The following is a 21,213-nucleotide window of genomic DNA, read 5'->3' on the forward strand; positions in this document are numbered from 1 at the left end:
TATCTTTTTTAGAATTTTTGCCTGATTTGACGGAAATGAGCGATTGAGCGAAGAAGCACAGCCCGGAATACAGGAAAGCGAAAAGGATGCGGCAGTAGTCAATATTGGCTCTAAGCCTGCAGCCTCTGCTGTTCCAGCATCAGCCCCACGTGCGGGCAAGGTAAAACTCCCCTCAAAATTAGGTGAACTCCAAATGCGCTTTGAAGCGCTGGGAATGCAGCAGCGCCTGATTGTTACAGCCGCTTTATTTTTATTTATTTCTGCCCTTGTTTTTGTGACGGTTTCAGGCCGTAGCAAGGATGACTATCGCGTGCTCTTTTCCAGTGTCAATGAGCGTGATGGGGCAGCTATCGTCGCGGCTCTGCAACAGATGAACGTGCCATACAAGTTCACCGAAGGGGGCGCAGCGATTTTGGTGCCTGAATCATCGGTTTACGAGACCCGCTTACGTTTGGCCGGACAGGGCTTGCCCAAAGCGGGTAACGTGGGTTTTGAGTTGCTCGAAAACCAGAAGATGGGTACCAGCCAGTTTGTGGAACAGGTCAATTACCAACGTGGTCTTGAAGGCGAGTTGGCGCGTAGCATTAGCTCTTTAGCGCAGGTGAAATCTGCACGAGTCATGTTGGCCATTCCCAAGCAAACCGCATTCATGCGTGAGCAAGAAAAGCCAACTGCGTCAGTGGTTGTCACAATGCACCCAGGCCGCTTCTTGGATTCTCAGCAGGTTGCTGCGATTACTAACCTTGTTGGATCTTCTGTTCCCAACTTAGGCCCCGCTAATGTCACTATTGTGGATGCTGAAGGAAGTCTGCTTGCTCCTAATGCCCAGCGCTTGATGGGTTTGGACAGCAATCAGCTCAAGTATGTTGCAGAGCTTGAGGGCGCACTCTCTAAACGTGTTCAGGCAATTTTGGAGCCGGTGACCGGCAAAGAAAATGTGCGCGCCCAAGTTACTGTAGACATGGATTTTGGCGAGCTTGAGCGTACTGAAGAAACCTTTGGTCGTAATTCCCCGCCCAATCAATCATCGATTCGTAGCCAACAATCGAATGAGGCTGCAACACCAGGCTCATCGGCATCCGGCGTTCCAGGCGCTTTAACAAATCAGCCGCCAGGCGGTGGTCAGGCGCCGATTAATGCTGCAGGTGGTGCTGCTGCAAACGCGGGTCCACAAAATCTCAATGCACCGCCATCTAGTTCAAGTTCAACAGCAAGCAATATAAAAAAAGATCTAACGGTTAACTATGAGTTAGACCGGGCGATTGAACGCATCAAGTCTGAAAAAGGCAAAGTAAGAAGAGTTTCTGCTGCTGTAGTGGTGAATTACAAGCAGCCTACTGGTGTTGATAAAGATGGTAAGCCTTTAAAGCCTGTACCATTTAGCGCCAAAGAGCTAGATCAAATTAATAATCTGGCTCGTGATGCCGTGGGTTACACAGAGAAGCGTGGCGATAGCGTGAGTGTTGCTAATATTCCATTCAAGTTAGAAGTGCCTGAAGAGCCAGCATTCTACAAGCAACCTGGGGTGATTGAGCTCAGTAAAGAATTCTTCAAATTTGCCATCATCTTAGGATCGCTTGGCATTATGTTCTTCGGTGTAGTGAAGCCATTGCTCTTTCCGAAGAAAATCGACGATGCTTTGGAAGAGCAGCGTATTGAAGAGGAGTTCGATGAGAAGATCAAGGCTGAGATGGCGCAGATGGATCCAAAACTACGCGAGAAGCGGCGTATGGAAATGGAGCTATTGAAAGAGCGTCAGCGTATTGCTGAAGAAGAAGAGCGTCAGCGTATCGAAGAAGAGAAAAAGAGAATGGATGAAGAGCGTCTTCGCCTCGAAGAAGAGAAAAAGAATGAGTACGATTCGCTTCTCAAATATGCAACAGATTTTGTCGCTGAAAATCCAAAAGTTGTATCTGGCATCTTTAAGGAGTGGTTGGCTGCAGATGCTGAGAAAACGAATACCGCAAATGCTGCAGCTGCAGCTGCAGGTTGAGATAGAGAGTAGATACTATGGCTGATGAAGAAGTCGCGGCGCCGAAGAGTCTCTCGATAGCAGAGGCACTTAAAGAAGGCGTTAAGGGTGCGACCCAAACGGGAGCTTTAACCTTTGAAGAGCTTGATGGAGCCTCACGTGCTGCAGTGATTCTGCTTGCTGTTGGCGCTGAATCAGCTGCAAACGTTTTGCGTACTATGACTCCCTTTGAGGTGCAAAGACTGTCAGGGAAGATGGCGGTGGTGCGCTCTCTCAGTCGCGATTTAGTATTGCAAGTATTGCGACAGTTCAAAGATGTCACGGAGAATAATTCTCAAGTGGCGTTTGATACCGATGACTTCATGCAGAACATGCTGACTAAAGCGATGGGTGCAGAAGGTGCGTCTGATCTGCTTGGTCGTCTAGAGTCAACGCTAGATATGTCCGGTATCGAGACGCTCAAGCGGATGGAGCCTGACGTACTCTATGAGATGATCAAAGGTGAGCATCCACAGATTGTTGCAACCGTGATGGTGTTCTTGGAGCCTAGTCAAGCAGCCTCTGTTTTGAAGCTCTTCCCTGATGATTTACGTAACGAACTGATTTTGCGTATCGCCTTGTTAGAAAAAGTCCAACCTGCCGCTCTGAAGGAATTGAACGAAGTCATGTCGCGTTCTGCTGGTCCAGACGCGGACTTCCGCAGAAGCACTGTTGGCGGCGTAGTGCCTACTGCCGAAATTCTTAATATGCTTTCCGGTGGTCTTGATAAGCAGGCTCTCAAAACGATTCACGACTTCAATGCTGAATTGGCTGATGCCATTCAGGAGAAGATGTTTGTGTTCGAAGATTTCAACGATATCGAAGACCGTTCTTTGCAAACTTTGCTTTTGGAAGTTCCGCAAGAAACTTTGGTTATGGCGCTCAAGGGCGCAAGTCCAAAGTTGCGCGAGAAGTTATTCAAGAATATGGCCAAGCGCGCTGCCGATGGTGTACGCGAAGATCTAGAAACACGCCCACCAGTCAAGGTACAAGAAGTCGAAGAGATGCAAAAAGAAGTTATTCGCATTGCTCGTAACTTAGCAGAAGAAGGTCGCATGATTATGGAAAGGGGCAAGTCAGCTGATGCCTTCCTCTGATGAGGACTCTTTGCTGACGAGGTGGGAGCCGCCCTCCTTTGACCCTCCTAAGCCCCCCAAGCCTCCTAAGGTTCCGCCTGTGCTTTACCCTACGGTTGAAGAGGTGGAGGCTATTCGCGACAACGCCTATAAAGAAGCTTATGAATTAGGTAATAGCCAAGGCTTTGTTGAAGGTCGTGATGCGGGATATAAAGAAGGCAAAGAATCTGGCTACCGCGAAGGGTATGAACGAGGTTACGCCGATGCGGATCAAGAAACAAAACATCTGCAAGATGCACTTGGAAAGTTGTTAGAGGCATTGAGGGGAATGCCTGAAGCGATTGCACAACCCCTGATCGAGTTTACCTACGAAACCGCATCGCGCTTAACAGCGAATGTCTCTATGGAGCGAGCGCCATTTGTTGCAGCGGTTCAAGAAGCGCTCATGCGCTTGCCTCGTCCAGGCGAAAATCTTTATCTGCGTTTAAATGCAGAAGAGGTAGAGACCTGGAAAAAAATTGTGGATGATCCAGGTCTGCCATTTAACTGCACCATATTAGTTGATGCAGATGTTAATCCAGGTCACGCTTACGTTGAAGTGAGCGGGGCTCGCATTGATGTGGGTGAGCAAGCGCGGATTGCATTAGTCAGAGCTGCGCTTGGATTAGACCGAGATGCCAATGAGCAAGATTCAAGTGAGCAAGAAAATACAACATCTCTTGGTTATCAAGAAATTGAAGACGTCCATCCAGATAATTCTGCTGCAGATGACGAGGTAAAACCAGAGTGAGTCATTTGCAACCGGCTGAACTGGCAAATCAGTTAGAGATGCGTAAGCAGCACTTACTTGAAACGCCGCTATCGATTCGTGAAGGTAAATTAAAGCGCGTCTCGGGCATCGTGCTTGAGGTGGAAGGTTTACCGATGAGTATTGGTGCGGGCGCCACGATACTATCGGAGTTGGGTGGTAAAACTTATGATGCTGAGTGCATCGGCTTTAATGGCGCAATTACTTATCTGATGCCGATCGATGCGATGGAGGGAATTTCTCCAGGCGCGCTCGTTTACCCAACCAATACCCCGTTTAACTCAGGAAGTGGCTATACCTCAAATAGTATTGGTGACCCACTGCCTATTGGTGAGGATTTATTGGGAAGGGTTGTTGATGGCCTGGGACGTCCGATTGATGGCAAAGGTTATGGCGAGAAACAACTTACGCCATTTATTCAAAGGACATTAAATCCGCTTGATAGAACTCCGATTCATGAGCCTCTAGATGTTGGGATTCAAGCAGTCAATGGTTTGTTGACGGTTGGTCGTGGTCAACGTGTAGGAATATTTGCCGGCTCAGGCGTTGGTAAAAGTGTTTTGTTAGGAATGCTGGCGCGTAATTGTGTTGCTGATGTGATTGTGATTGGACTTGTTGGCGAGCGCGGTCGAGAAGTGAGAGAATTTTGCGAGGATACTTTGGGTCCTGAGTCTTTTAAACGCTCCGTTGTAGTCGCAGCTCCAGCAGATGCTTCACCGCTTGCTAGATCCAAGGGTGCATCGTATGCAACCGATGTCGCAATTTGGTTTCGGGATCAAGGTAAGCATGTGGTGTTGATTGTGGATTCATTAACGCGCTATGCCATGTCTTTGCGAGAAATTGGTCTGAGCTTAGGCGAGGCACCAGTTGCACGCGGCTATCCGCCAAGTGTATTTGCCAGAATGCCTGAGTTAGTAGAGCGTGTTGGTAACGGTGCGAACCCCGATGGATCAATCACCGCCTTTTATACCGTTCTTTTAGAGGGAGATGACACGAATGATCCGGTGGCAGATACAGCTCGTGGAATTTTGGATGGCCACTTTTTCCTCTCCAGAGAGCTGGCTGATAGCGGTCACTACCCAGCGATTGATGTAGAAAAGTCCATTTCCCGTGTTATGCCCAAGGTGGTTTCAAAAGAACATTTATTGTCGGCGCGCCGCTTAAAGCAGTTATATAGTCGCTATATGCGAGGTAGGGATTTGGTTTCTATGGGTGCATACATTGCTGGGACGGACCCAGACTTAGATGCTGCGCTCGCTGCTTGGCCAAAAATTCAGGCTTTTTTACAGCAAGAAGCTGAAGTGACGATTCCGATTGATCAGACCGAGAGGCTGTTGTTTGAGATCGCCCCACCCACAGCCCAATAATTTGATTTCTCAATAAATGTCTGCCATCGAGCTTCTACTCCGTCTAGCCAAAATTCGCGAGGATCAAGCCATGGCTAGGGCCAAAAGGGCGGCCGGCCAGGTAAACCAAACAAAAGCCTTTAAAAATCAAGTGCTTGAGTATGCAAAAGAATATGAGGTTCAAATGTTGGCTGCTTCGAATAAGAGCGTGCCCATCTCCTTTATTCAAGATGCCAATGCCTTTAGGGAGAAGCTGATTCAAAGCTCTGTTGAGATGGATGGGCAGATTCAGGGGCTTTCTAGAGCCTCTGAAGAGACCCTCATGACCGCTACCCAGGCCAGAATGCGGACCCGGGGCTTAACTAAATTAGTTGAAAAAAAACGCCATGAGGCCAGACAGAAGAAGGCTAAGGCGGAGATGAATCAGTTTGAAGATAACTACGCCGCAAGACTGAATGTGAATTCTGGCACGAAAGATGCATAGTAAGAAGTGTTCCTTTTGGAGAGGCTATGCCAACAGTAAGTCAAATTCGGATGCAAGCATCAGCTAATAGCGTAAATAACGCTACGGCGAAGCCTGGCTCTACGCCTGGCAGCTCTGCTACGCCCGGTGGCTTTGAGGCTTTCTTGGCCGCGCTTGACCAAAGTCAGATGGCTCGTTTAGGCGCTAGAAGCGATTCTGATCGATTAAGCAACCAAAATGCCTCAGCATTGGGATCAAAAGGGCAAAATTTGCCTCTTTCAGCTCAGAATGCTTCTGATACTGCAAAAAATTCCGACCCATTGCAGCTTTTGATGGCTCAACTAGCAGCGCAAACCTTAGCGGCTCAAAACGCGGCAGTGCAAGCATCTAGTTCGACAAACCTAACTTCGCTAGGTGCTACGTCAAATCAGTCGATGAGTGTTGAGGCGTTGATGGCTAGTCTGAATACGCAGTCCAATGGTTCAAACCAGGATTTAATGGCGCTAATGGGTCAGCAAATTGATTCTAAACAGGCAGCTCTCATCAGCCAGGCGTTAACAAAGGCAATGAAAGCTAGCGGTCAATCTCCAGATGCCATGATGCAAAGCCAGGTCGCTGCTTTGTTACAGTCTTTGCAAAGTGGTGGTCCGCAAACTCAGGCGAACAGTCAAACTCCTGCGCAGATCGCAAGTGCGATCCAGGCTTTTGCTCAGAAAAATGGCATCAGTCTTCCACCTGAGCTCCAGACGCAATTAACAAACCTGATCAACCAGGGTAATGATCAGTCCTCAGGTATTAAATTACTTGGCGTACAAACGGACGCCACCCTTCAGGCTGGAGCAGTTGATCCTACCAAGGCAACAACAATCCAGAATCTAACTGAGGGTAAGCAAGCTCAGGTAATGACTAGTGCCACAGATAAGTTGCCAAAAGGCAAAACTGTTGACGGCCCACTTTCATTTAATGCAGTTGGCGACAAGAATCACGGATCCAAGGCCGGCTCTTTAATTGATGACGCTGTATCGGCCTTATCTAAAGATGAAGGCGAAAACGCTAAGTCTGGCCAAGTTGATCAATTGACTACTCAAAATCCCAAGGATCAGTCAGATTTAAACGCTTTAAATGCCACAAATAACGGTGGCCTTGCAAGGTTGGACGGTCATTCAGTTGCAGCTCAGAAAATGGAGCTAAAAGCCTCCGAAGTCTCTTTGGCAGCAGGTCCATTGCATTCTGAAGTATTGAGCGCTGCTAAATCAGGCGGCGGCAGAATCATGCTGGAGTTGACCCCTCCTGAGCAGGGCACTATTCGCATTGATTTGAGGATTAATTCTGCTGGACAGGCTCACTTAATTGTTGAGGGCGCTAGTGATGCAACCAAGTCTCGCCTGGATCAAGGTGGTCAAAACCTCAAGAATGAATTTGCTCAAATGGGACTCAATTTGTCCTTGGATTTAAGGCAGGGCGGACAATCGCAGCAAATGCGTGATCAAGCCTCTTTTGGTGGACGCCAGCCTGGCCATAACAACATTTCTTCTAATAACCAAGGTTTGAGCCCTTCAACCTCACTCAATTCTATCGGTTCAGGTGATAATAGGGGTAATAGCAGTGCAGTTCACCTGTATGCTTGATATTATTGAGTAAAGAGGATTAGTAATGGCTGATGAAGAGCGCGTTGAACCGACCTTAGATCCAAACGCAGCTGCCCCACAGGCAGCTGTTGCTGTTCCTGCAGGCGGTCATGATTCTGAAGAAGAGGCGCCAAAGCCAAAAGGCAAAGGAAAGCTGCTCCTGATTATCGCTTTAGTGGTTGTGATTGCTGGTGGTGTTGGTGGCTACATGTACATGCAGCACTCTGCGGCGGAAAAGCATCGTCTAGAAGAAGAAGCTAAGCGCCCGGAAAATATTCTCAAAAAACAATTGATGGAGCGCAAAGAAAATGCGCCTCCGATTTATATTCCGTTAGAAGAGATGGTGGTGAATTTGCCTGGCCGTGGTGGCGAGCACTATTTGCAAACCAAAATTGTTTTGCGCACAAACGATTCTTCAACTGAAGGCAAGATTAAGAATTTCATGCCGGTTATTCGCGACAAGATCATTACTGTTTTATCCTCTCGCCAAATGCAAGAATTGGCCACAGTGGAAGGCAAGGTCATGATGGCTCGTGAAATTGCTTTGGTAATTAATTCGATCATCGCGCCACAGCTCACCGCAATTTACGTATTGCAGCAACAGCCTGGTACTGCCGATATGCAAAATTTAGAGCGTATTGGTGCTGTGCCTAAAGAGACCTCATCGGGCCAAAAGATTACCGGTGAAGCAGCTAGGGCAGCCGCAGAGTTCTGGAATGTAACTGAAATGGATTTGCCGGTACAGGCAGTGTTATTTAGTTCTTTTGTGATGCAGTAATCAACCACTTTAGAAAGTCCATTTAGGAAATCATGGCGGCAGAGGAAATAAATGTCGAGATGAATATTGACGCTGAAGATCAGCGTGCAATGTTTGACAAATCGAAGATTATTGCTCGGCGCCGCATGCCGACTTTGGAGCTTATTCATGAGCGCTTTAGCCGTGCGGTTCGCTTAACACTTTTTAATATGATTCGCGCGCCCATCGAGGTGCAAATGCATCTTCCAATTGTGAAGAGCTATCAAAAGTTTGTGGATGAATTCCCTGAGCGTACCAACATTAATATTGTTGGTATTCGTCCATTACGGGGTGTGGGTTGCTGGATTGTTGACCCTGGCGTTGTTTACATTGCAATTGATAATATGTTTGGCGGGGAAGGGCGTTTGGCCCCCCGTTTAAATTTGCGTGAATATACCGCTACAGAGCTACGAATCATTCGTCGCTTGGTTGATGCCTTTTTGAATGAGTATGAAAAGGCCTGGAAGTCTGTATATGAAATCAAATTTGACTTCATGCGCCAAGAAACAAACTTTGGTTTTGCAAAAATTACTTCTCCTGGCGAGATGGTTCTGCATTCCAAATTCACTATTGAGATTAATGGTCGCCCTGGTGATATCGATCTTTGTATTCCGTTTTGGGTGCTAGAGCCAGTTAAAAGTATTCTGTATAACAATATGCAAGGTTTTGCGACTGAGCCAGACCAGCATTGGACCGATCTCCTTAATGATCAAGTTCATGAAGCCCCAGTTACCGCCGTGGCTGTTCTTGCTCGCAAACAAATGCTTTTAAGAGAAGTTACTTCTTTGTCAGTTGGCGACATTATTCCGATTGAAATTAATGATCCAGTGACCGTATACGTTGACGGCTTGCCCGTCATCAAAGGGCAATATGGCACAAAAGATGGTCGTTACTCGGTAAAAGTGGGTACTATTCAACATCCCGCGGAGTTCCTAAAGAGCCCGCTTGAGAGCGCTCGTTTGGGCCCTAGCATGATGCGTAGCGCAGAAAAAGGGGAGCTTTACGAGCAATTGCCTGAAGGCGCCCAAAGTCATCCAGAAAATCTAGCGCCTGCGAGCTCTGGAGATACAATTAGCACCATAGCGGATGGCTTGGTGCCAGACGGCCCTAACGCATAAAAAGGCGAAGAACAAAAGGATCACCATGGCTGAAAATGACAACGATTTAGCGAAATCGCTTACCAGCACAGACGTGTCCGGTTCATTACGTAAAGCCACTTTTAATACGTTGGAAGACGGCGCCAAGGCAGGTGCTGATTTCAATGAAATTGATTTGGTTATGGATGTACCGGTTCAGGTGACTGTTGAGTTAGGTCGTGCCAAGATGCAAATCCGTAATCTACTCAATCTCACATACGGCTCTGTTATTGAGCTTGATATCTTGGCAGGCGAGCCTCTAGAAGTTGTTGTGAATGGTTGTTTGGTGGCTCAGGGTGAGGTGGTGATTGTGAATGATCGCTACGGTATTCGTTTGACTGATATCGTCACCCCTGCAGAACGACTTCGCAAAATCAACCGCTAATCGGCATGGGCTCCTCGGTGGGAGGTATGTTGCTCTTTTCATTTATTTGGCTTGCGCTTGCCGCAGCGCTCATTTGGGTTGTGGCTTACTTGGTGAAGCGCGACACAGCAATGCGCGCCAGCAATCCTCATGTGAAGATTTTGGCGCAACAAGCCTTAGGCCCAAGGGAGCGTGTCGTTGTGCTCAATGTATTAAACCGAATTTTGGTGGTTGGCCATACGCCATCGCAAATTTCTCTCATTACTGAATTAGAGCCTGAAGATGTGGCTAACCTAAAACCACAAACTACGAGTGCCGATTTTGCAAATAATCTGCGACAGTTTGTAAAAAGGAAATTAGGTTGAAGCGCAAAATATTCTGGTGGTCACTTGCAATCACAGCCCTTCTTGGGCTGTTTCCTTTATTTGCATGGAGTCAAACCCTGCCTTTGGTCACTGCTAAGCAGGGTGGGGGTGGCACCATCTATGCCGTGCCGGTCGAAACGGTTTTAGCCTTAACCGCATTAAGTTTCTTGCCGGCAGCATTGGTTTTGATGACTAGTTTCACGCGCATTCTGATTGTCTTCTCTTTGCTGCGTCAGGCTCTGGGACTAACGACAATGCCGCCAAATATTGTATTGATTGGACTTTCATTCTTTTTAACCTTGTTCATCATGAACCCGGTATTTGATTCTATTTATAAGAATGCATACCAGCCGTATTCAGCTGGAAAGATGGGTTTTCCTCAGGCGGTAGAAGTGGGCGCTAAACCCTTAAAAGAATTCATGCTCAAGCAAACACGCCGTGATGATTTAAATTTATTTGCCAAGCTTTACGGAAAAGAAATTGAGGCGCGTGAGGATGTGCCTTTCACAGTTCTCATACCTGCTTTCGCTATCTCAGAAATTAAAACGGGATTTTTAATCGGCTTTGTAATTTACTTACCATTTTTGGTAATTGATTTTGCGGTTGCAAGTATTCTCACTTCGCTTGGTATGGTGATGGTCTCTCCGATGATGTTCTCTTTGCCGCTTAAGTTGATTGTTTTTGCTTTGGCTGACGGCTGGGCTCTGCTGTCAACTTCTTTAGTGCAAAGTTATATTAATTAAGCATTATGGAAAGCGGAGTCATCATCGATTTGGTGTATCAGGCTCTACGCATGGCGGCAGTATTAGCGGGTCCGATACTGATGGCACTTTTGGTAGTGGGTTTGATTATCGGTATTTTGCAGGCTGCTACTTCCGTGAATGAGTCCACAGTTGCTTTCGTTCCAAAACTAATTGTTTTTGGCGTTGTCATTTTGCTTATTGGTCCGGTGAGTCTATCGCTATTCACGGACTATATAAAAGAGCTCTTTGCCCGCATCCCGGGTTTGGTAAATTAAATTATGCTGACCATCACGGGTCTGCAAATTGAGCAGTACATGGCAATTTTTATGTTTGCCTCATTGCGGGTGTTTGGTATTTTTTTAACTACCCCCATGTTTGCTTTTAGATCATTGCCAATGCAATTTCGATTATTGATTGCATTGTCATTTGCGTTTTACGTAATGCCTTTGGTTGGCGGCGAGCAAATACCCAGTCCAGGTAGTATCACTTTTTTTGCATCGATAATCGAATTGGCGATTGGTGCGTTTATTGGTTTTGTGATTCGTATTGGTTTTATGGTGGTTGATATCGCCGCCGAGGTATTGTCATTTCAGGCGGGCTTTAGCTTTGCTTCTACTTACTTTCGCGACCCCACTCTCGATTCAGGTTTAGTTGGACAGTTTTTAGGTTTGATTGTGATAGCCCTGGCGTTCGCTTTAAATATTCACCTGATATTGATTGACATTGTTTTGCATAGTTTTAAAACAATCCCTGTGGGAGTGTGGCCAGATGCTTGGTCGTCGAAAGGGGTGGTAGATTTGGTATCGGCTTCATTCCGATTGGGCCTGATTCTATCTATGCCCATTCTTTTGGTTTACATGATGTTTAATTTAACCCAAGCATTTTTGGGAAGGACGAGTCCGCAAATGAATTTGTTCTCCGTGGGCTTTGCTGTTAGCATTCCTTTAGCATTCTTGGTTATTTTTATGATTCTTCCAGATTTACAAATTGTGTTGGAGCGATCCCTTGAAAACCCCATGCAACTTATTCGCCAAGGCGTAGAGACTCCTTATGCAAAATAAATTCTTTTCTCACCTACTTGTTGCAAGCTTTTTTTTAACTGCGGCCTGTATTGGCAATCTGGTGAATGCCCAGGTAAATTCAGAGGTGCCACTCAATGGCTCTGTAGAAGAGGGGCTCACTGTCGCGCAAAAGGATAAGTTGAATCAAAATTCATTGGATCAGGCTCCTACAGGCCCCGTGGACTGTGAAGTGAAGTACCCATTCCCCGCTTCTACCTCCAATAATCCTTATGCTGATAACGGTGGAGACATCTGCAAAAAATTGCAAATTCGTGGAAAAAGAATGATTTGCGAAATCAATTCTTTGGTTGCCGATAAGTCCTCTGGCGGAAGCACTACCGGATCGAAAATTGAGCTTGCTGCTTGGGCTAGATGCAATGCTGCTGTAGCCAATATTTTGGTTGACGGCTATTACATGGCTGCTAGTGAAATTGAGCGTCGTTTGCAAATTTGTAGCTCCAATTTTTATGCCGATCCAGGAAGAATGCCTAAGCAAGGCTGGTACCAGCGTTTTCTGAGATGGGCTACCAGCAATGACTTGACTCCACCTCCCTCAGATGAGGCATTGGAGGTGGCGCTGAAGCAGTCCACCCCGCTGGAGAGTAAGCAGGAAACTGCGGGACTCATGAAATGTGAGTGGATGTTTTCTCGAAGCAGTTCGCCAGTAATTGATGTATTGCCTGGAGGTAGCGCGGCGAATGGTAGTCCGGCACCTGTTTCAACTCCCGTGAAAAAAACTACCCCTAAGAAGCCCGCAAATAAACAGCCCTAAGCGTTGAATTGAAGCAATCGCCTTGAGTCAGCTGAAAAATCGGCTTAAGCATTGATTTATATGGCAATATAAACACTATTTATACAAAAGCCGTTAGCGAACCTATGAAAACAAATAATCTATCCCCACGCGTTATTGTCTCAATTGGCGCCTTATTAAGTATGCTGGTTGCGGTTAATGCCCTCGCGAACGACTCGCATGATGCCCCTGCAGCCGCTTCAGCTGCAACTGCCGCTACGCCGGCAGCCACCAAGGCAAAGGCTGCGGTGCCCGCTGCTTCTGGCGATGACCAGATGAGCAAAGCATTGTTTGACAAGATCAGCAAGGGCTCGGGTGATATCGTTATACGAACTGGTGATTTGCCTGCAGGAGCTGCCCCTAGCGAGTCAAAGGCAGCCGATAAGCCTAAAGTCACTAAAGTGGTTGCAAAGCCTGCCGAAAAAGATGCGCATGATGTGCATTGGTCTTATGTAGATGGTCCTGGTGGCCCTGAAAATTGGGGTAATTTGAGTAAAGCTAATTTGGCATGCTCAACAGGTAAAACGCAGTCCCCAATCAATATCAACGTGGATAGAGCGGTTAAGGCAGAATTGCCTCCATTGGAATTCCTCTACAGACCATCTCCGTTATCCATTGTTGATAACGGCCATACCGTGATGGTGAATTATGGCGAAGGTAGTAATTTATTGGTTGACGGTCGCCAATACCGTCTGGTTCAGTTCCACTTTCACAAGCCCAGCGAAGAGGCGATTAACGGTGAGCGCACCGATATGGTGGTGCACTTAGTGCATCAGCATTACGACGGTAGCTTGGCAGTAGTGGGTGTTTTGATGAACACCAAAAAGCTGGGTTCGAGCAAAAAATCCTGGTTTGGGGATGAAGCGGGCAAGGATAACCCAATGATTCAGACTCTTTGGAACAATGTTCCCTTGGTGAAGGGCAGGACTGAGACCCCCGGGGTGATGATCGATGTGAACCAGTTATTGCCAACCGATAGAAGCTATTTCACATACATGGGATCCCTAACAACCCCTCCATGTAGCGAAAACGTACTTTGGTTCGTGATGAAGAACCCAATCTATGTCAGCGAGGAGCAAGTTAAGAACTTTGATCGGATCTATCCGATGAATGCGCGTCCTTTGCAGCCCAAGGGTGATCGTTTGATCAAGGAAACCAAAGGTAGTTAATAAATAATTTCTAGTGGCGCCATTTTGACAGGGCTTAACCTGTAAAAACGGCAAAATTTGCCACCCTGCCTTCAAAAGCCCTGAGTCCAGGGCTTTTTGACTATTTAAGCCCTGATTTTCACATTTGGGCTACAGAGCGAGCAAACCTTGATGGGTTAGCGTCTACTTATATCTCTAATATTGGCAATTCTGGCACGGTCTTTGCATATTCATACTTGAGGACTTTCCCCTCAGGTTTTTTCGTCCCCGAATAGGGAGGAGATTTGATGAACGCAGTGCCACAGTACGACCCGCTTACTTTTGGTGAAAACGCATTTAAATTGCGTACTTTCCGTCAACAAGTGCTGGGTAACAATTTGGCAAATTCTGATACACCAGGCTTTAAGGCTCGGGATATTCGTTTTGCTGATGTACTGAAAGCTCAGCTAGAAGGCATAGCGCCTTCTAATGCGATTGGTTTGGCTACCACTCATTCAGCCCATATTCCAGGGAAGGTCCCGCAGGAAGATCCCCGTTTGCTTTATCGCATCCCCAATCAACCTTCGATGGATGGTAATACGGTTGATGGTGATGTTGAGCTTAGTGAATTTACCAAGAACTCAGTGTTTACTGAGTCTGCATTAAATATGTTGGGTAGTACGATTCGCGCCCGTATGTCAGCCATTACAGGGCAGGCTTCATGAGTTTATTGGGCGCTTTTGATATTGGTTCTAGTGGCCTAACAGCGCAATCCATGCGCTTGAATACGACCGCTTCGAATATTGCCAACGTTGAGAGCGTATCTGGTCCTGATGGACGCCCATACCGTGCGCGTCAGGTGGAATTTAGTGCTGTTTATAAACCAGGTCAACCAGGCTCTGGCGTTGAAGTTAGCAAGGTAATTGAGAGCAATGCTCCAATGCGTATTGAATACAGACCGGGTCACCCAAAGGCAAATGCTGCTGGTTATGTAGAGATGCCAAACGTTAACCCAGTGGAAGAGATGGTGAATATGATTTCAGCTTCACGCTCCTATCAGATGAATGTTGAAGCTATGAATGTATCGCGTCAGTTGATGTTAAAGACTTTGGATTTAGGTAAGTAAACAGTAGCGCTTAAAAAGTAAGAGATAAGAGGAAATCATGGCAACCAATCCACTCAGCGGAATTCGAGTTTATGACCCGGCTACGGCTAATAAGCCGGCTGACGCCACAACGAACTCAACCACAGGCGGTACTGCAGCTGAACAAACACAAAACTTTTTAAAGTTATTGATTGCGCAGATCCAGAATCAAGATCCAATGGCCCCAATGGATGCATCGACTATGACATCTCAAATGTCGCAGCTCAACATGGTAAGTAGTATGGGTAACATGAATACCTCAATGACTGCCATGCTTGCGCAAATGCAAAGCGTGAACTTTATGAATCAAGCTGCCTTGATTGGGCATAGGCCAGTAGTTGCTGGCAATGGCATTGCATTTGATGGCACAAATCAAGTAATGCTTGGTGCTAATGCAACAAATCCATTGAAATCAGTGGTGGCAACGATAACCGACGCAAGTGGCAATGTAATAAACAGCGTTGATCTTGGTAATGTAAATGCTGGCATGACCAACTTTGTTTGGAATGGTCAAGATGCGAATGGTAGTCAAGTTCCAGCGGGCATGTACTACTTGAGTCTTTCAGGTAAAAACGCGAATAACGCTACGGAGAATCCTGCAGCCTACGTAGCCTCACCAGTAGCATCCGTAACGAAGGGTAGCAATGGGGATGCAATATTAAATCTCTTAGACGGTAGGACTGTTAATTCGTCAGACGTGCAACAGTGGGTAAGTTAAGTAATTTTTGAAAATACGCAGTACAAGTAAATAGAACAAGTCAGATAAAGGAAGAAAAATGGGATATGGAATTGGACTATCGGGTTTAATGTCAGCTGCTGAGGCGATTGATGTAACCAGTAACAATATTTCAAACGCTCAAACAGTAGGATACAAGTCCGGTGAATACGTATTCTCAGACCAGTTCTTTAGAGCTCAAGACCCGCAATCCGAGGATAGGGCTGGTATGGGTTCATATCGAATGAGTATTCGAAGAACCGCCTCCTATGGAACGGTTGTTAGCTCCCAGAATCCTCTTGACATGGCCATTACAGGACCGGGATATTTCCAGTTGGCAAAAACTGTTGACGGAACTGTACCTACAGAGAATCCGACAAAATTTCAGTACACTCGCAATGGCCAATTTTCAGTTGATAGCCAGAATCGGATTGTGAATGAAAATGGGATGTTCTTAGTTGGTTATCCGGCGGACTCTGCTGGTAAGGTTTTATCAACGGCAAAGTCAGTGTTGACATTAGACCCAACACCTATGGCGCAGATAGCGACAAAAAATTCAACAATTAATTTAAATTTGGATAATCGGGTTGATCCAGCTACGGGTAATATTTTTAACCCATCAGTACCCGCTACCTATTCACAGGCAACATCACAGACTGTCTATGACGATAAGGGGGCAGCTCATACTTTAACTATGTACTATAAAAAAGTGAGCTCCCAGCCACTGACAATTACCGCTCGAAATGCAAATACAGCGGCTGACACTACATTTGATTTTAATCCTAAGGAAACTATTAATAGCGGCTCAAAGCCAAGTGGTGAGCAAGCTACTACTATTGCTACAACATCGGTTGCATCTTCTGTCGCTGGACCGAATGAGTCCTTGTTTGAAACTACATTGACTTTAATGAGTGGCACGGACAATACGAACGGCGCAACCTATAACCTGAAATTAAAGGACGGCACTAACTTGTCAGTTAAACAAACTGTTGCGGCAAGCGCTGGTGTAAGCGCGCAATATACAGTGAACGTAGATCGATTTGAGGTTTTTGCAACCTTGGATAATGTGGCTGTAGCAGGTGATGCTGCGGGAGCTGCTACGACTAACGTTGGGGTTAGCGGAACGCCTGAGCAAACATCTTTGGGGACCATTGCGTTTGTGGCAGGCAAAAACTTAGATTCACTATCGCGCGACGCTTTTGGAAAGCCTCAATTTGTGACGCAAATGAAGATTGATGCTAGTGGCGGCACGGGTAGTACCTTTGGTAAAACCTTAAATGGTGGCGTTGTTCAGTTTACGTTAGATAACACGGATATGACGGGCTACACTTCGGCAGCTCAAACATATGCAAATAATCAAGACGGATCTGCCACTTCACAATTGGTCTCTTATAACATTGATACCAGCGGTAACCTTGTGGCTCAGTATGACAATGGAAAGTCAAAGGTTAAAGGGCAGGTCTTATTGGCCTACTTTAACAATGTTGAGGGTCTAATCCCAAATGGAAATAATACATTTGAAGCATCTTCCGTTTCGGGAGATCCGCTCCTAAGTTTTCCAGGAGACGGGACTTTGGGTCAGGTGCGGTCCAGAGCGCTAGAGCAATCTAACGTAGACCTGACTTCAGAGTTGGTCAAGTTGATGGTATTGCAACGTCAATATTCAGCGGTTTCACAGGCAACCAAAGTGATGGCTGCCACCTTGATTGATGATGCAATCAATATCGGTCGATAAGAGTTGATCTGCTAAAACACCATGATTAATCGCTATGCCTATACCTCGATGACGGGTGCAACTTCTGCTACGCAGCAGTTGGCCGTCACATCAAATAACTTGGCGAACTCTTTAACGCCAGGTTTTCGTGAGGTCATAAGCGCGTTCCGTGCAGTCCCTTTGAAAGGTGATGGCGAGCCATTTACTGGTAATGGCGCTGATACGCGCGTATTTGTGGCGGATACCACTCCGGGTAGTAATTTCAATCAAGGTCAGATCCAAACAACCGGAAATGCTTTAGATGTTGCAATCAAGGGTGATGGAATGTTTGCGGTACGGCGTCCTGATGGTCAGGAAGCTTATACAAGAGCCGGCAAGTTTATGACTAATGAGCAGGGAATTCTAATGATTGGTAAGGATATCCCAGTTGTTGGTGCTGGCGGAACGATCACTATTCCCGTTGGCGCATCCGTGCAAATTGCTGAAGATGGTTCTGTGTACACGCAGATTCCGGGAAATCAGTACTTGAATCAAGCGGGAAAATTAAAGTTAGTAAATCCGAATACCAATAGTTTAGTTAGAGCGGCAGATGGATTGTTTGATATTCCGGGGGAGCAGGCTGCTGCCGATCCTAGCGTAAGAGTAGTGCAGGGCGCATATGAATTAAGCAATAACAACCCTGCATTAGCAATGGTGCAAATGATTGACCAAAGTCGTATGTTTGATTTGAATACAAGATCTATTACCTATGCAGATCAGAACGCACGTTCTGCAACTACATTGCTGTCTTTATCACGCGCCTAATAACCAATAACAAGCCAATAAGAAAAAGAGAAAAAAATGTTACGTTCATTATGGATTGCAAAAACGGGGATGGACGCTGAGCAGTTCAATCTTGACGTTATTACCAACAACCTTGCGAACTCTCAGACAACAGCATTTAAGCGTGTGCAGCCAATGTTCCAGGATTTGCTGTACACAACGTTACGTAGCGCAGGATCCGCATCTAATGCGCAAAATCTTTTACCAACTGGCTTACAAATTGGCGCTGGTGCAGCAGTCACATCAACAGAGCGCAATAATATTCAAGGTACATTGATTCAAACTGGCAATCAATTGGATGTCGCCATTCAAGGTAATGGCTACTTTCAGATTCAATTGGCGGATGGTACGCTTGCTTACACAAGAAATGGTCAATTTAGTAAGAGTGCAACTGGTCAAATCGTAACCTCAGCGGGCAATGTGGTAGCTGGCGCGGGCGTTATTCCGGCTAATGCAACCTCTATCACCATTAATCAGGCGGGCTTAGTTCAATATACCTTGCAGGGTAATCAGACTGCTATTCAGGCTGGCCAAATTACGATGGCTAACTTCGTTAATCCAGCGGGTTTGTTTGCACTTGGTGGTGGAAACTTTATTCCGACTCCGGCATCAGGAACCGCTCAAAATAACATTGCTGGTACAAACGGCATGGGCACAACGAATCAGTATTACATTGAGCAATCAAACGTGAATGTTGCAGAAGAATTGGTTAACTTGATTGCGGCCCAGCGTGCCTATGAGATTAATACTCGAGCAGTAACTGCATCAGATCAGATTTTGCAACGCGTAAGTAATATGGGTCAGTAATGAGCGGTTTCATTAAAAACTTTCGATGCTATATCGCGCTGACATTTAGCGTAGTAGTTCTTTGGGGCTGTGCAAGCGCGGACCGTCCAACATTATTAACTACGCCAGTAACAGCAAGACCACGTCCAATTCAAGAAACCTCTGCCAATATGGGCAGCTTATATCCAGCTAACTCTGGTGGACCATATGTCAATGCCGTAAGTCATCGCCCGTTGTTTGAAGATCGTCGTGCACGCAATGTGGGTGATACGCTGACCGTGGTGCTGAATGAAACTACTAGCGCAGCAAAAAACACTGGCATGTCAGCGGCTCGAAAAGCTAATGCGGCATCTGATTTCTCCAATACGGGACCAATGGCCTTTGGGCCTTATACGAGTATTGCCAACATAGCGAACTTCGGTGGCACAGGCGATATTAAGAGTGAAGGTACAGGCGCAAGCGCTGCAAGCAATACTTTTGCCGGAACGATTACGGTAACTGTGGTTGAGGTCCTCTCAAATGGAAACTTGGTAGTAGCGGGCGAGAAGCAAGTTGCCGTCAGTAACGAAGAAGAGATTATTCGTTTTGGTGGCGTAGTGAACCCCAATACTCTGGTGTTTAACCAAGTTTCCTCTCAGCAAGTCGCTGATGCTCGAATTGAGTATCGCGGCAGAGGTGCAACTGACGATACGCAAGGTACCGGTTGGCTGACAAGGCTTTTCTTAAAGATAGCGCCGTTTTAATTTGATGAAGAATAGTTCTATTTCCTCCATCACAAAGGGCTTGCTTGTATTGGTGAGCTTTGCTGTATTTTCAAGTAATTCTTTTGCGGATCGCATTAAGGATTTTGCAGATGTTGCAGGGCAACGTTCAAACCAGTTAGTGGGTTACGGCTTAGTTGTTGGATTGGATGGTACTGGCGACCAAACAACTCAAACCCCATTTACATTGCAAAGCGTATTGCAGATGATTGGTGTATTGGGCGTCACCATTCCTCAGGGGGGTGGTCAAACCCAGTTGCGTAATACTGCAGCTGTTATGGTTACCGCTGAATTTCCAGCTTTAGCACGACCTGGACAGCAAATTGATGTCACCGTTTCTTCGTTGGGCAATGCAACCAGCTTAAAGGGTGGCACATTAGTTATGACACCGCTAAAAGCAGCTGATGGACAAGTTTATGCTCAAGGACAGGGAAATTTGGTTATTGGTGGCGCAAGAGCAGCAACAGGTGGTGCAGCAACCTCAGTAAACCATTTAAATGCGGGCCGCATTCCTGGTGGTGGTCTGATCGAGAAAGCAGTTCCATCGTTATTGGCTGATGAGTTCGTGCAGCTTGATCTGCATCGGGCGGATTTTGCGTTGATGCAACAGACTGCGGAAGCAATTGGCAGAAGGTTTGGTCTGGGTACGGCTTTACCAATAGACGCTAGAACACTTAATGTAAGAGTGCCTATTGAGCCGTTAAGACGCACTGCATTTATGGCTGCCTTACAAGATTTAGATGTTCAAATGGTCAGTGGGCCTGCGCGCGTTATATTAAATTCTAGAACTGGATCGGTAGTGATGAACCAGGCAGTTAGGCTATCTCCATCGGCGGTGGCTCATGGAAATCTAACGGTAAAAGTTCAGCAGACTCCAACTATTAGCCAACCTCTTCCTTTTAGTCGTGGACAGACATCAGTAGCCACCCAAGATACTGCAACACTAAGTGATAGTGGTAAAGAAAATAGTTTAATTTCTGTGCCACAAGGCGCTTCATTGGATCAGGTAGTAAAGGCATTGAATATGATGGGCGCCACACCTCAGGACTTAATTTCGATATTGCAGTCACTAAAGTCTGCTGGGGCTCTCAGAGCAGAGCTAGAGGTGATCTAATGTCAGCCATTAATTCAATCTCATCTCCAGTCGATCAAAACAGCGCAAGACTAATGATGCCTGCCAAAGTTGATGCGCCTGCTGTAACTAATGAAGATAAGCTAAAGAAGGCTGCTCAGGGTTTTGAGCGCACTCTAATTAGGCAAATGCTAAGCACTGTTCGTAGTACTAATTTACGTGGAACCGATGAGAGTAGTAATACCTCTAAGTCATATCTAGAGATTATGGATGACCATGTGGCGGATATGCTTTCCAGGGGCAATGGCATTGGATTTGCTACAAAAATGGCTGAGCAGCTGATACAACAGGCTAATGCTGGAAAACTAATCGGATCCTCAGAAATTGCCGTTAAACCATTAAATGCACCAAGAGAAGGTATGGTTTCAGCTGAAACCTTAAATGCTCTAAAGCGACCAGACGGCTTTGTAGGCTCGGCTAAATAA

General features: G+C 46.3%; 24 protein-coding genes. All 24 read left to right on the forward strand.

The window, feature by feature from the left end; all coding sequences use genetic code 11:
* Nucleotides 1-43: 43 nt before the first annotated feature.
* Nucleotides 44-1,993 (forward strand): flagellar basal-body MS-ring/collar protein FliF, encoded by a 1,950-nt coding sequence (gene fliF, locus IC571_RS03080; protein ID WP_215317368.1) that lies wholly within the window; start codon nucleotides 44-46, stop codon nucleotides 1,991-1,993.
* A 17-nt stretch (nucleotides 1,994-2,010) separates the two neighbouring features.
* On the forward strand, nucleotides 2,011-3,108 hold the full coding sequence (gene fliG / locus IC571_RS03085) for a flagellar motor switch protein FliG (RefSeq protein ID WP_215317369.1): 1,098 nt from the start codon (nucleotides 2,011-2,013) through the stop codon (nucleotides 3,106-3,108).
* Complete coding sequence (locus tag IC571_RS03090; protein WP_215317370.1) at nucleotides 3,095-3,877, forward strand: FliH/SctL family protein; 783 nt, start codon at nucleotides 3,095-3,097, stop codon at nucleotides 3,875-3,877. Before fliG ends, IC571_RS03090 begins: the two co-directional genes overlap by 14 nt.
* Entirely contained in the window at nucleotides 3,874-5,262 is a 1,389-nt protein-coding gene (locus IC571_RS03095; RefSeq protein ID WP_215317371.1) for a FliI/YscN family ATPase, read from the forward strand. The genes IC571_RS03090 and IC571_RS03095 overlap by 4 nt, the downstream gene beginning before the upstream one ends.
* 16 nt (nucleotides 5,263-5,278) lie before the next feature.
* Nucleotides 5,279-5,725, forward strand: a complete 447-nt coding sequence (locus IC571_RS03100) for a flagellar export protein FliJ (RefSeq protein ID WP_215317372.1) — start codon at nucleotides 5,279-5,281, stop codon at nucleotides 5,723-5,725.
* 26 nt (nucleotides 5,726-5,751) lie between these two features.
* The gene (locus IC571_RS03105) at nucleotides 5,752-7,332 is read left to right on the forward strand and encodes a flagellar hook-length control protein FliK (RefSeq protein WP_215317373.1); all 1,581 of its coding nucleotides are present in this window, start codon (nucleotides 5,752-5,754) and stop codon (nucleotides 7,330-7,332) included.
* Nucleotides 7,333-7,357: 25 nt separating this feature from the next.
* Nucleotides 7,358-8,110 (forward strand): flagellar basal body-associated protein FliL, encoded by a 753-nt coding sequence (gene fliL / locus IC571_RS03110; RefSeq protein ID WP_215317374.1) that lies wholly within the window; start codon nucleotides 7,358-7,360, stop codon nucleotides 8,108-8,110.
* Between the two features lie 32 nt (nucleotides 8,111-8,142).
* Nucleotides 8,143-9,246 carry a flagellar motor switch protein FliM gene (gene fliM / locus IC571_RS03115; protein ID WP_215317375.1) on the forward strand — a complete coding sequence of 368 codons (1,104 nt, stop codon included), beginning with the start codon at nucleotides 8,143-8,145 and terminating at the stop codon, nucleotides 9,244-9,246.
* A 25-nt stretch (nucleotides 9,247-9,271) separates the two neighbouring features.
* On the forward strand, nucleotides 9,272-9,649 hold the full coding sequence (gene fliN, locus IC571_RS03120; RefSeq protein WP_215400179.1) for a flagellar motor switch protein FliN: 378 nt from the start codon (nucleotides 9,272-9,274) through the stop codon (nucleotides 9,647-9,649).
* Nucleotides 9,650-9,675: 26 nt separating this feature from the next.
* Nucleotides 9,676-9,993: a flagellar biosynthetic protein FliO gene (fliO, locus tag IC571_RS03125; protein WP_215317377.1), complete on the forward strand. Its 318-nt coding sequence runs from the start codon at nucleotides 9,676-9,678 to the stop codon at nucleotides 9,991-9,993.
* Nucleotides 9,990-10,736 (forward strand): flagellar type III secretion system pore protein FliP, encoded by a 747-nt coding sequence (gene fliP, locus IC571_RS03130; protein ID WP_251373491.1) that lies wholly within the window; start codon nucleotides 9,990-9,992, stop codon nucleotides 10,734-10,736. Before fliO ends, fliP begins: the two co-directional genes overlap by 4 nt.
* Nucleotides 10,737-10,741: 5 nt before the next feature.
* Nucleotides 10,742-11,011: a flagellar biosynthetic protein FliQ gene (locus IC571_RS03135; RefSeq protein WP_215317378.1), complete on the forward strand. Its 270-nt coding sequence runs from the start codon at nucleotides 10,742-10,744 to the stop codon at nucleotides 11,009-11,011.
* Between the two features lie 3 nt (nucleotides 11,012-11,014).
* On the forward strand, nucleotides 11,015-11,797 hold the full coding sequence (locus IC571_RS03140; RefSeq protein ID WP_215317379.1) for a flagellar biosynthetic protein FliR: 783 nt from the start codon (nucleotides 11,015-11,017) through the stop codon (nucleotides 11,795-11,797).
* Nucleotides 11,787-12,569, forward strand: a complete 783-nt coding sequence (locus IC571_RS03145; RefSeq protein ID WP_215317380.1) for a hypothetical protein — start codon at nucleotides 11,787-11,789, stop codon at nucleotides 12,567-12,569. The genes IC571_RS03140 and IC571_RS03145 overlap by 11 nt, the downstream gene beginning before the upstream one ends.
* Nucleotides 12,570-12,673: 104 nt before the next feature.
* Complete coding sequence (locus IC571_RS03150; RefSeq protein WP_251373493.1) at nucleotides 12,674-13,756, forward strand: carbonic anhydrase; 1,083 nt, start codon at nucleotides 12,674-12,676, stop codon at nucleotides 13,754-13,756.
* Between the two features lie 266 nt (nucleotides 13,757-14,022).
* Nucleotides 14,023-14,439 (forward strand): flagellar basal body rod protein FlgB, encoded by a 417-nt coding sequence (gene flgB / locus IC571_RS03155; protein ID WP_215317381.1) that lies wholly within the window; start codon nucleotides 14,023-14,025, stop codon nucleotides 14,437-14,439.
* Complete coding sequence (gene flgC / locus IC571_RS03160; RefSeq protein ID WP_215317382.1) at nucleotides 14,436-14,840, forward strand: flagellar basal body rod protein FlgC; 405 nt, start codon at nucleotides 14,436-14,438, stop codon at nucleotides 14,838-14,840. Before flgB ends, flgC begins: the two co-directional genes overlap by 4 nt.
* A gap of 37 nt (nucleotides 14,841-14,877) precedes the next feature.
* Nucleotides 14,878-15,576 (forward strand): flagellar hook assembly protein FlgD, encoded by a 699-nt coding sequence (locus IC571_RS03165; RefSeq protein ID WP_215317383.1) that lies wholly within the window; start codon nucleotides 14,878-14,880, stop codon nucleotides 15,574-15,576.
* Nucleotides 15,577-15,634: 58 nt separating this feature from the next.
* Nucleotides 15,635-17,308, forward strand: a complete 1,674-nt coding sequence (locus tag IC571_RS03170; RefSeq protein WP_215317384.1) for a flagellar hook-basal body complex protein — start codon at nucleotides 15,635-15,637, stop codon at nucleotides 17,306-17,308.
* Nucleotides 17,309-17,329: 21 nt separating this feature from the next.
* Nucleotides 17,330-18,091 (forward strand): flagellar basal body rod protein FlgF, encoded by a 762-nt coding sequence (locus tag IC571_RS03175; RefSeq protein WP_251373495.1) that lies wholly within the window; start codon nucleotides 17,330-17,332, stop codon nucleotides 18,089-18,091.
* Between the two features lie 36 nt (nucleotides 18,092-18,127).
* Nucleotides 18,128-18,916, forward strand: coding sequence for a flagellar basal-body rod protein FlgG (gene flgG, locus IC571_RS03180; RefSeq protein ID WP_215317385.1), 789 nt, complete (start codon nucleotides 18,128-18,130; stop codon nucleotides 18,914-18,916).
* Entirely contained in the window at nucleotides 18,916-19,638 is a 723-nt protein-coding gene (locus IC571_RS03185; RefSeq protein WP_215317386.1) for a flagellar basal body L-ring protein FlgH, read from the forward strand. Before flgG ends, IC571_RS03185 begins: the two co-directional genes overlap by 1 nt.
* Before the next feature lie 4 nt (nucleotides 19,639-19,642).
* Nucleotides 19,643-20,770, forward strand: coding sequence for a flagellar basal body P-ring protein FlgI (locus IC571_RS03190; RefSeq protein WP_215317387.1), 1,128 nt, complete (start codon nucleotides 19,643-19,645; stop codon nucleotides 20,768-20,770).
* Nucleotides 20,770-21,213 (forward strand): hypothetical protein, encoded by a 444-nt coding sequence (locus IC571_RS03195; protein ID WP_215317388.1) that lies wholly within the window; start codon nucleotides 20,770-20,772, stop codon nucleotides 21,211-21,213. The genes IC571_RS03190 and IC571_RS03195 overlap by 1 nt, the downstream gene beginning before the upstream one ends.

Origin of the sequence: Polynucleobacter sp. MWH-UH2A, from assembly GCF_018687195.1 — a bacterium.
GTDB lineage: Bacteria > Pseudomonadota > Gammaproteobacteria > Burkholderiales > Burkholderiaceae > Polynucleobacter.

Excerpts from the sequence above, each read along its gene's own strand:
- fliG (WP_215317369.1), top strand. The coding sequence starts at position 2,011 with ATGGCTGATGAAGAAGTCGCGGCGCCGAAGAGTCTCTCGATAGCAGAG.
- IC571_RS03090 (WP_215317370.1), top strand. The coding sequence starts at position 3,095 with ATGCCTTCCTCTGATGAGGACTCTTTGCTGACGAGGTGGGAGCCGCCC.
- IC571_RS03100 (WP_215317372.1), top strand. The coding sequence starts at position 5,279 with ATGTCTGCCATCGAGCTTCTACTCCGTCTAGCCAAAATTCGCGAGGAT.
- IC571_RS03105 (WP_215317373.1), top strand. The coding sequence starts at position 5,752 with ATGCCAACAGTAAGTCAAATTCGGATGCAAGCATCAGCTAATAGCGTA.
- fliL (WP_215317374.1), top strand. The coding sequence starts at position 7,358 with ATGGCTGATGAAGAGCGCGTTGAACCGACCTTAGATCCAAACGCAGCT.
- fliM (WP_215317375.1), top strand. The coding sequence starts at position 8,143 with ATGGCGGCAGAGGAAATAAATGTCGAGATGAATATTGACGCTGAAGAT.
- fliN (WP_215400179.1), top strand. The coding sequence starts at position 9,272 with ATGGCTGAAAATGACAACGATTTAGCGAAATCGCTTACCAGCACAGAC.
- fliO (WP_215317377.1), top strand. The coding sequence starts at position 9,676 with ATGTTGCTCTTTTCATTTATTTGGCTTGCGCTTGCCGCAGCGCTCATT.
- IC571_RS03135 (WP_215317378.1), top strand. The coding sequence starts at position 10,742 with ATGGAAAGCGGAGTCATCATCGATTTGGTGTATCAGGCTCTACGCATG.
- IC571_RS03140 (WP_215317379.1), top strand. The coding sequence starts at position 11,015 with ATGCTGACCATCACGGGTCTGCAAATTGAGCAGTACATGGCAATTTTT.
- IC571_RS03145 (WP_215317380.1), top strand. The coding sequence starts at position 11,787 with ATGCAAAATAAATTCTTTTCTCACCTACTTGTTGCAAGCTTTTTTTTA.
- IC571_RS03150 (WP_251373493.1), top strand. The coding sequence starts at position 12,674 with ATGAAAACAAATAATCTATCCCCACGCGTTATTGTCTCAATTGGCGCC.
- flgB (WP_215317381.1), top strand. The coding sequence starts at position 14,023 with ATGAACGCAGTGCCACAGTACGACCCGCTTACTTTTGGTGAAAACGCA.
- flgC (WP_215317382.1), top strand. The coding sequence starts at position 14,436 with ATGAGTTTATTGGGCGCTTTTGATATTGGTTCTAGTGGCCTAACAGCG.
- IC571_RS03165 (WP_215317383.1), top strand. The coding sequence starts at position 14,878 with ATGGCAACCAATCCACTCAGCGGAATTCGAGTTTATGACCCGGCTACG.
- IC571_RS03170 (WP_215317384.1), top strand. The coding sequence starts at position 15,635 with ATGGGATATGGAATTGGACTATCGGGTTTAATGTCAGCTGCTGAGGCG.
- IC571_RS03175 (WP_251373495.1), top strand. The coding sequence starts at position 17,330 with ATGATTAATCGCTATGCCTATACCTCGATGACGGGTGCAACTTCTGCT.
- flgG (WP_215317385.1), top strand. The coding sequence starts at position 18,128 with ATGTTACGTTCATTATGGATTGCAAAAACGGGGATGGACGCTGAGCAG.
- IC571_RS03185 (WP_215317386.1), top strand. The coding sequence starts at position 18,916 with ATGAGCGGTTTCATTAAAAACTTTCGATGCTATATCGCGCTGACATTT.
- IC571_RS03190 (WP_215317387.1), top strand. The coding sequence starts at position 19,643 with ATGAAGAATAGTTCTATTTCCTCCATCACAAAGGGCTTGCTTGTATTG.
- IC571_RS03195 (WP_215317388.1), top strand. The coding sequence starts at position 20,770 with ATGTCAGCCATTAATTCAATCTCATCTCCAGTCGATCAAAACAGCGCA.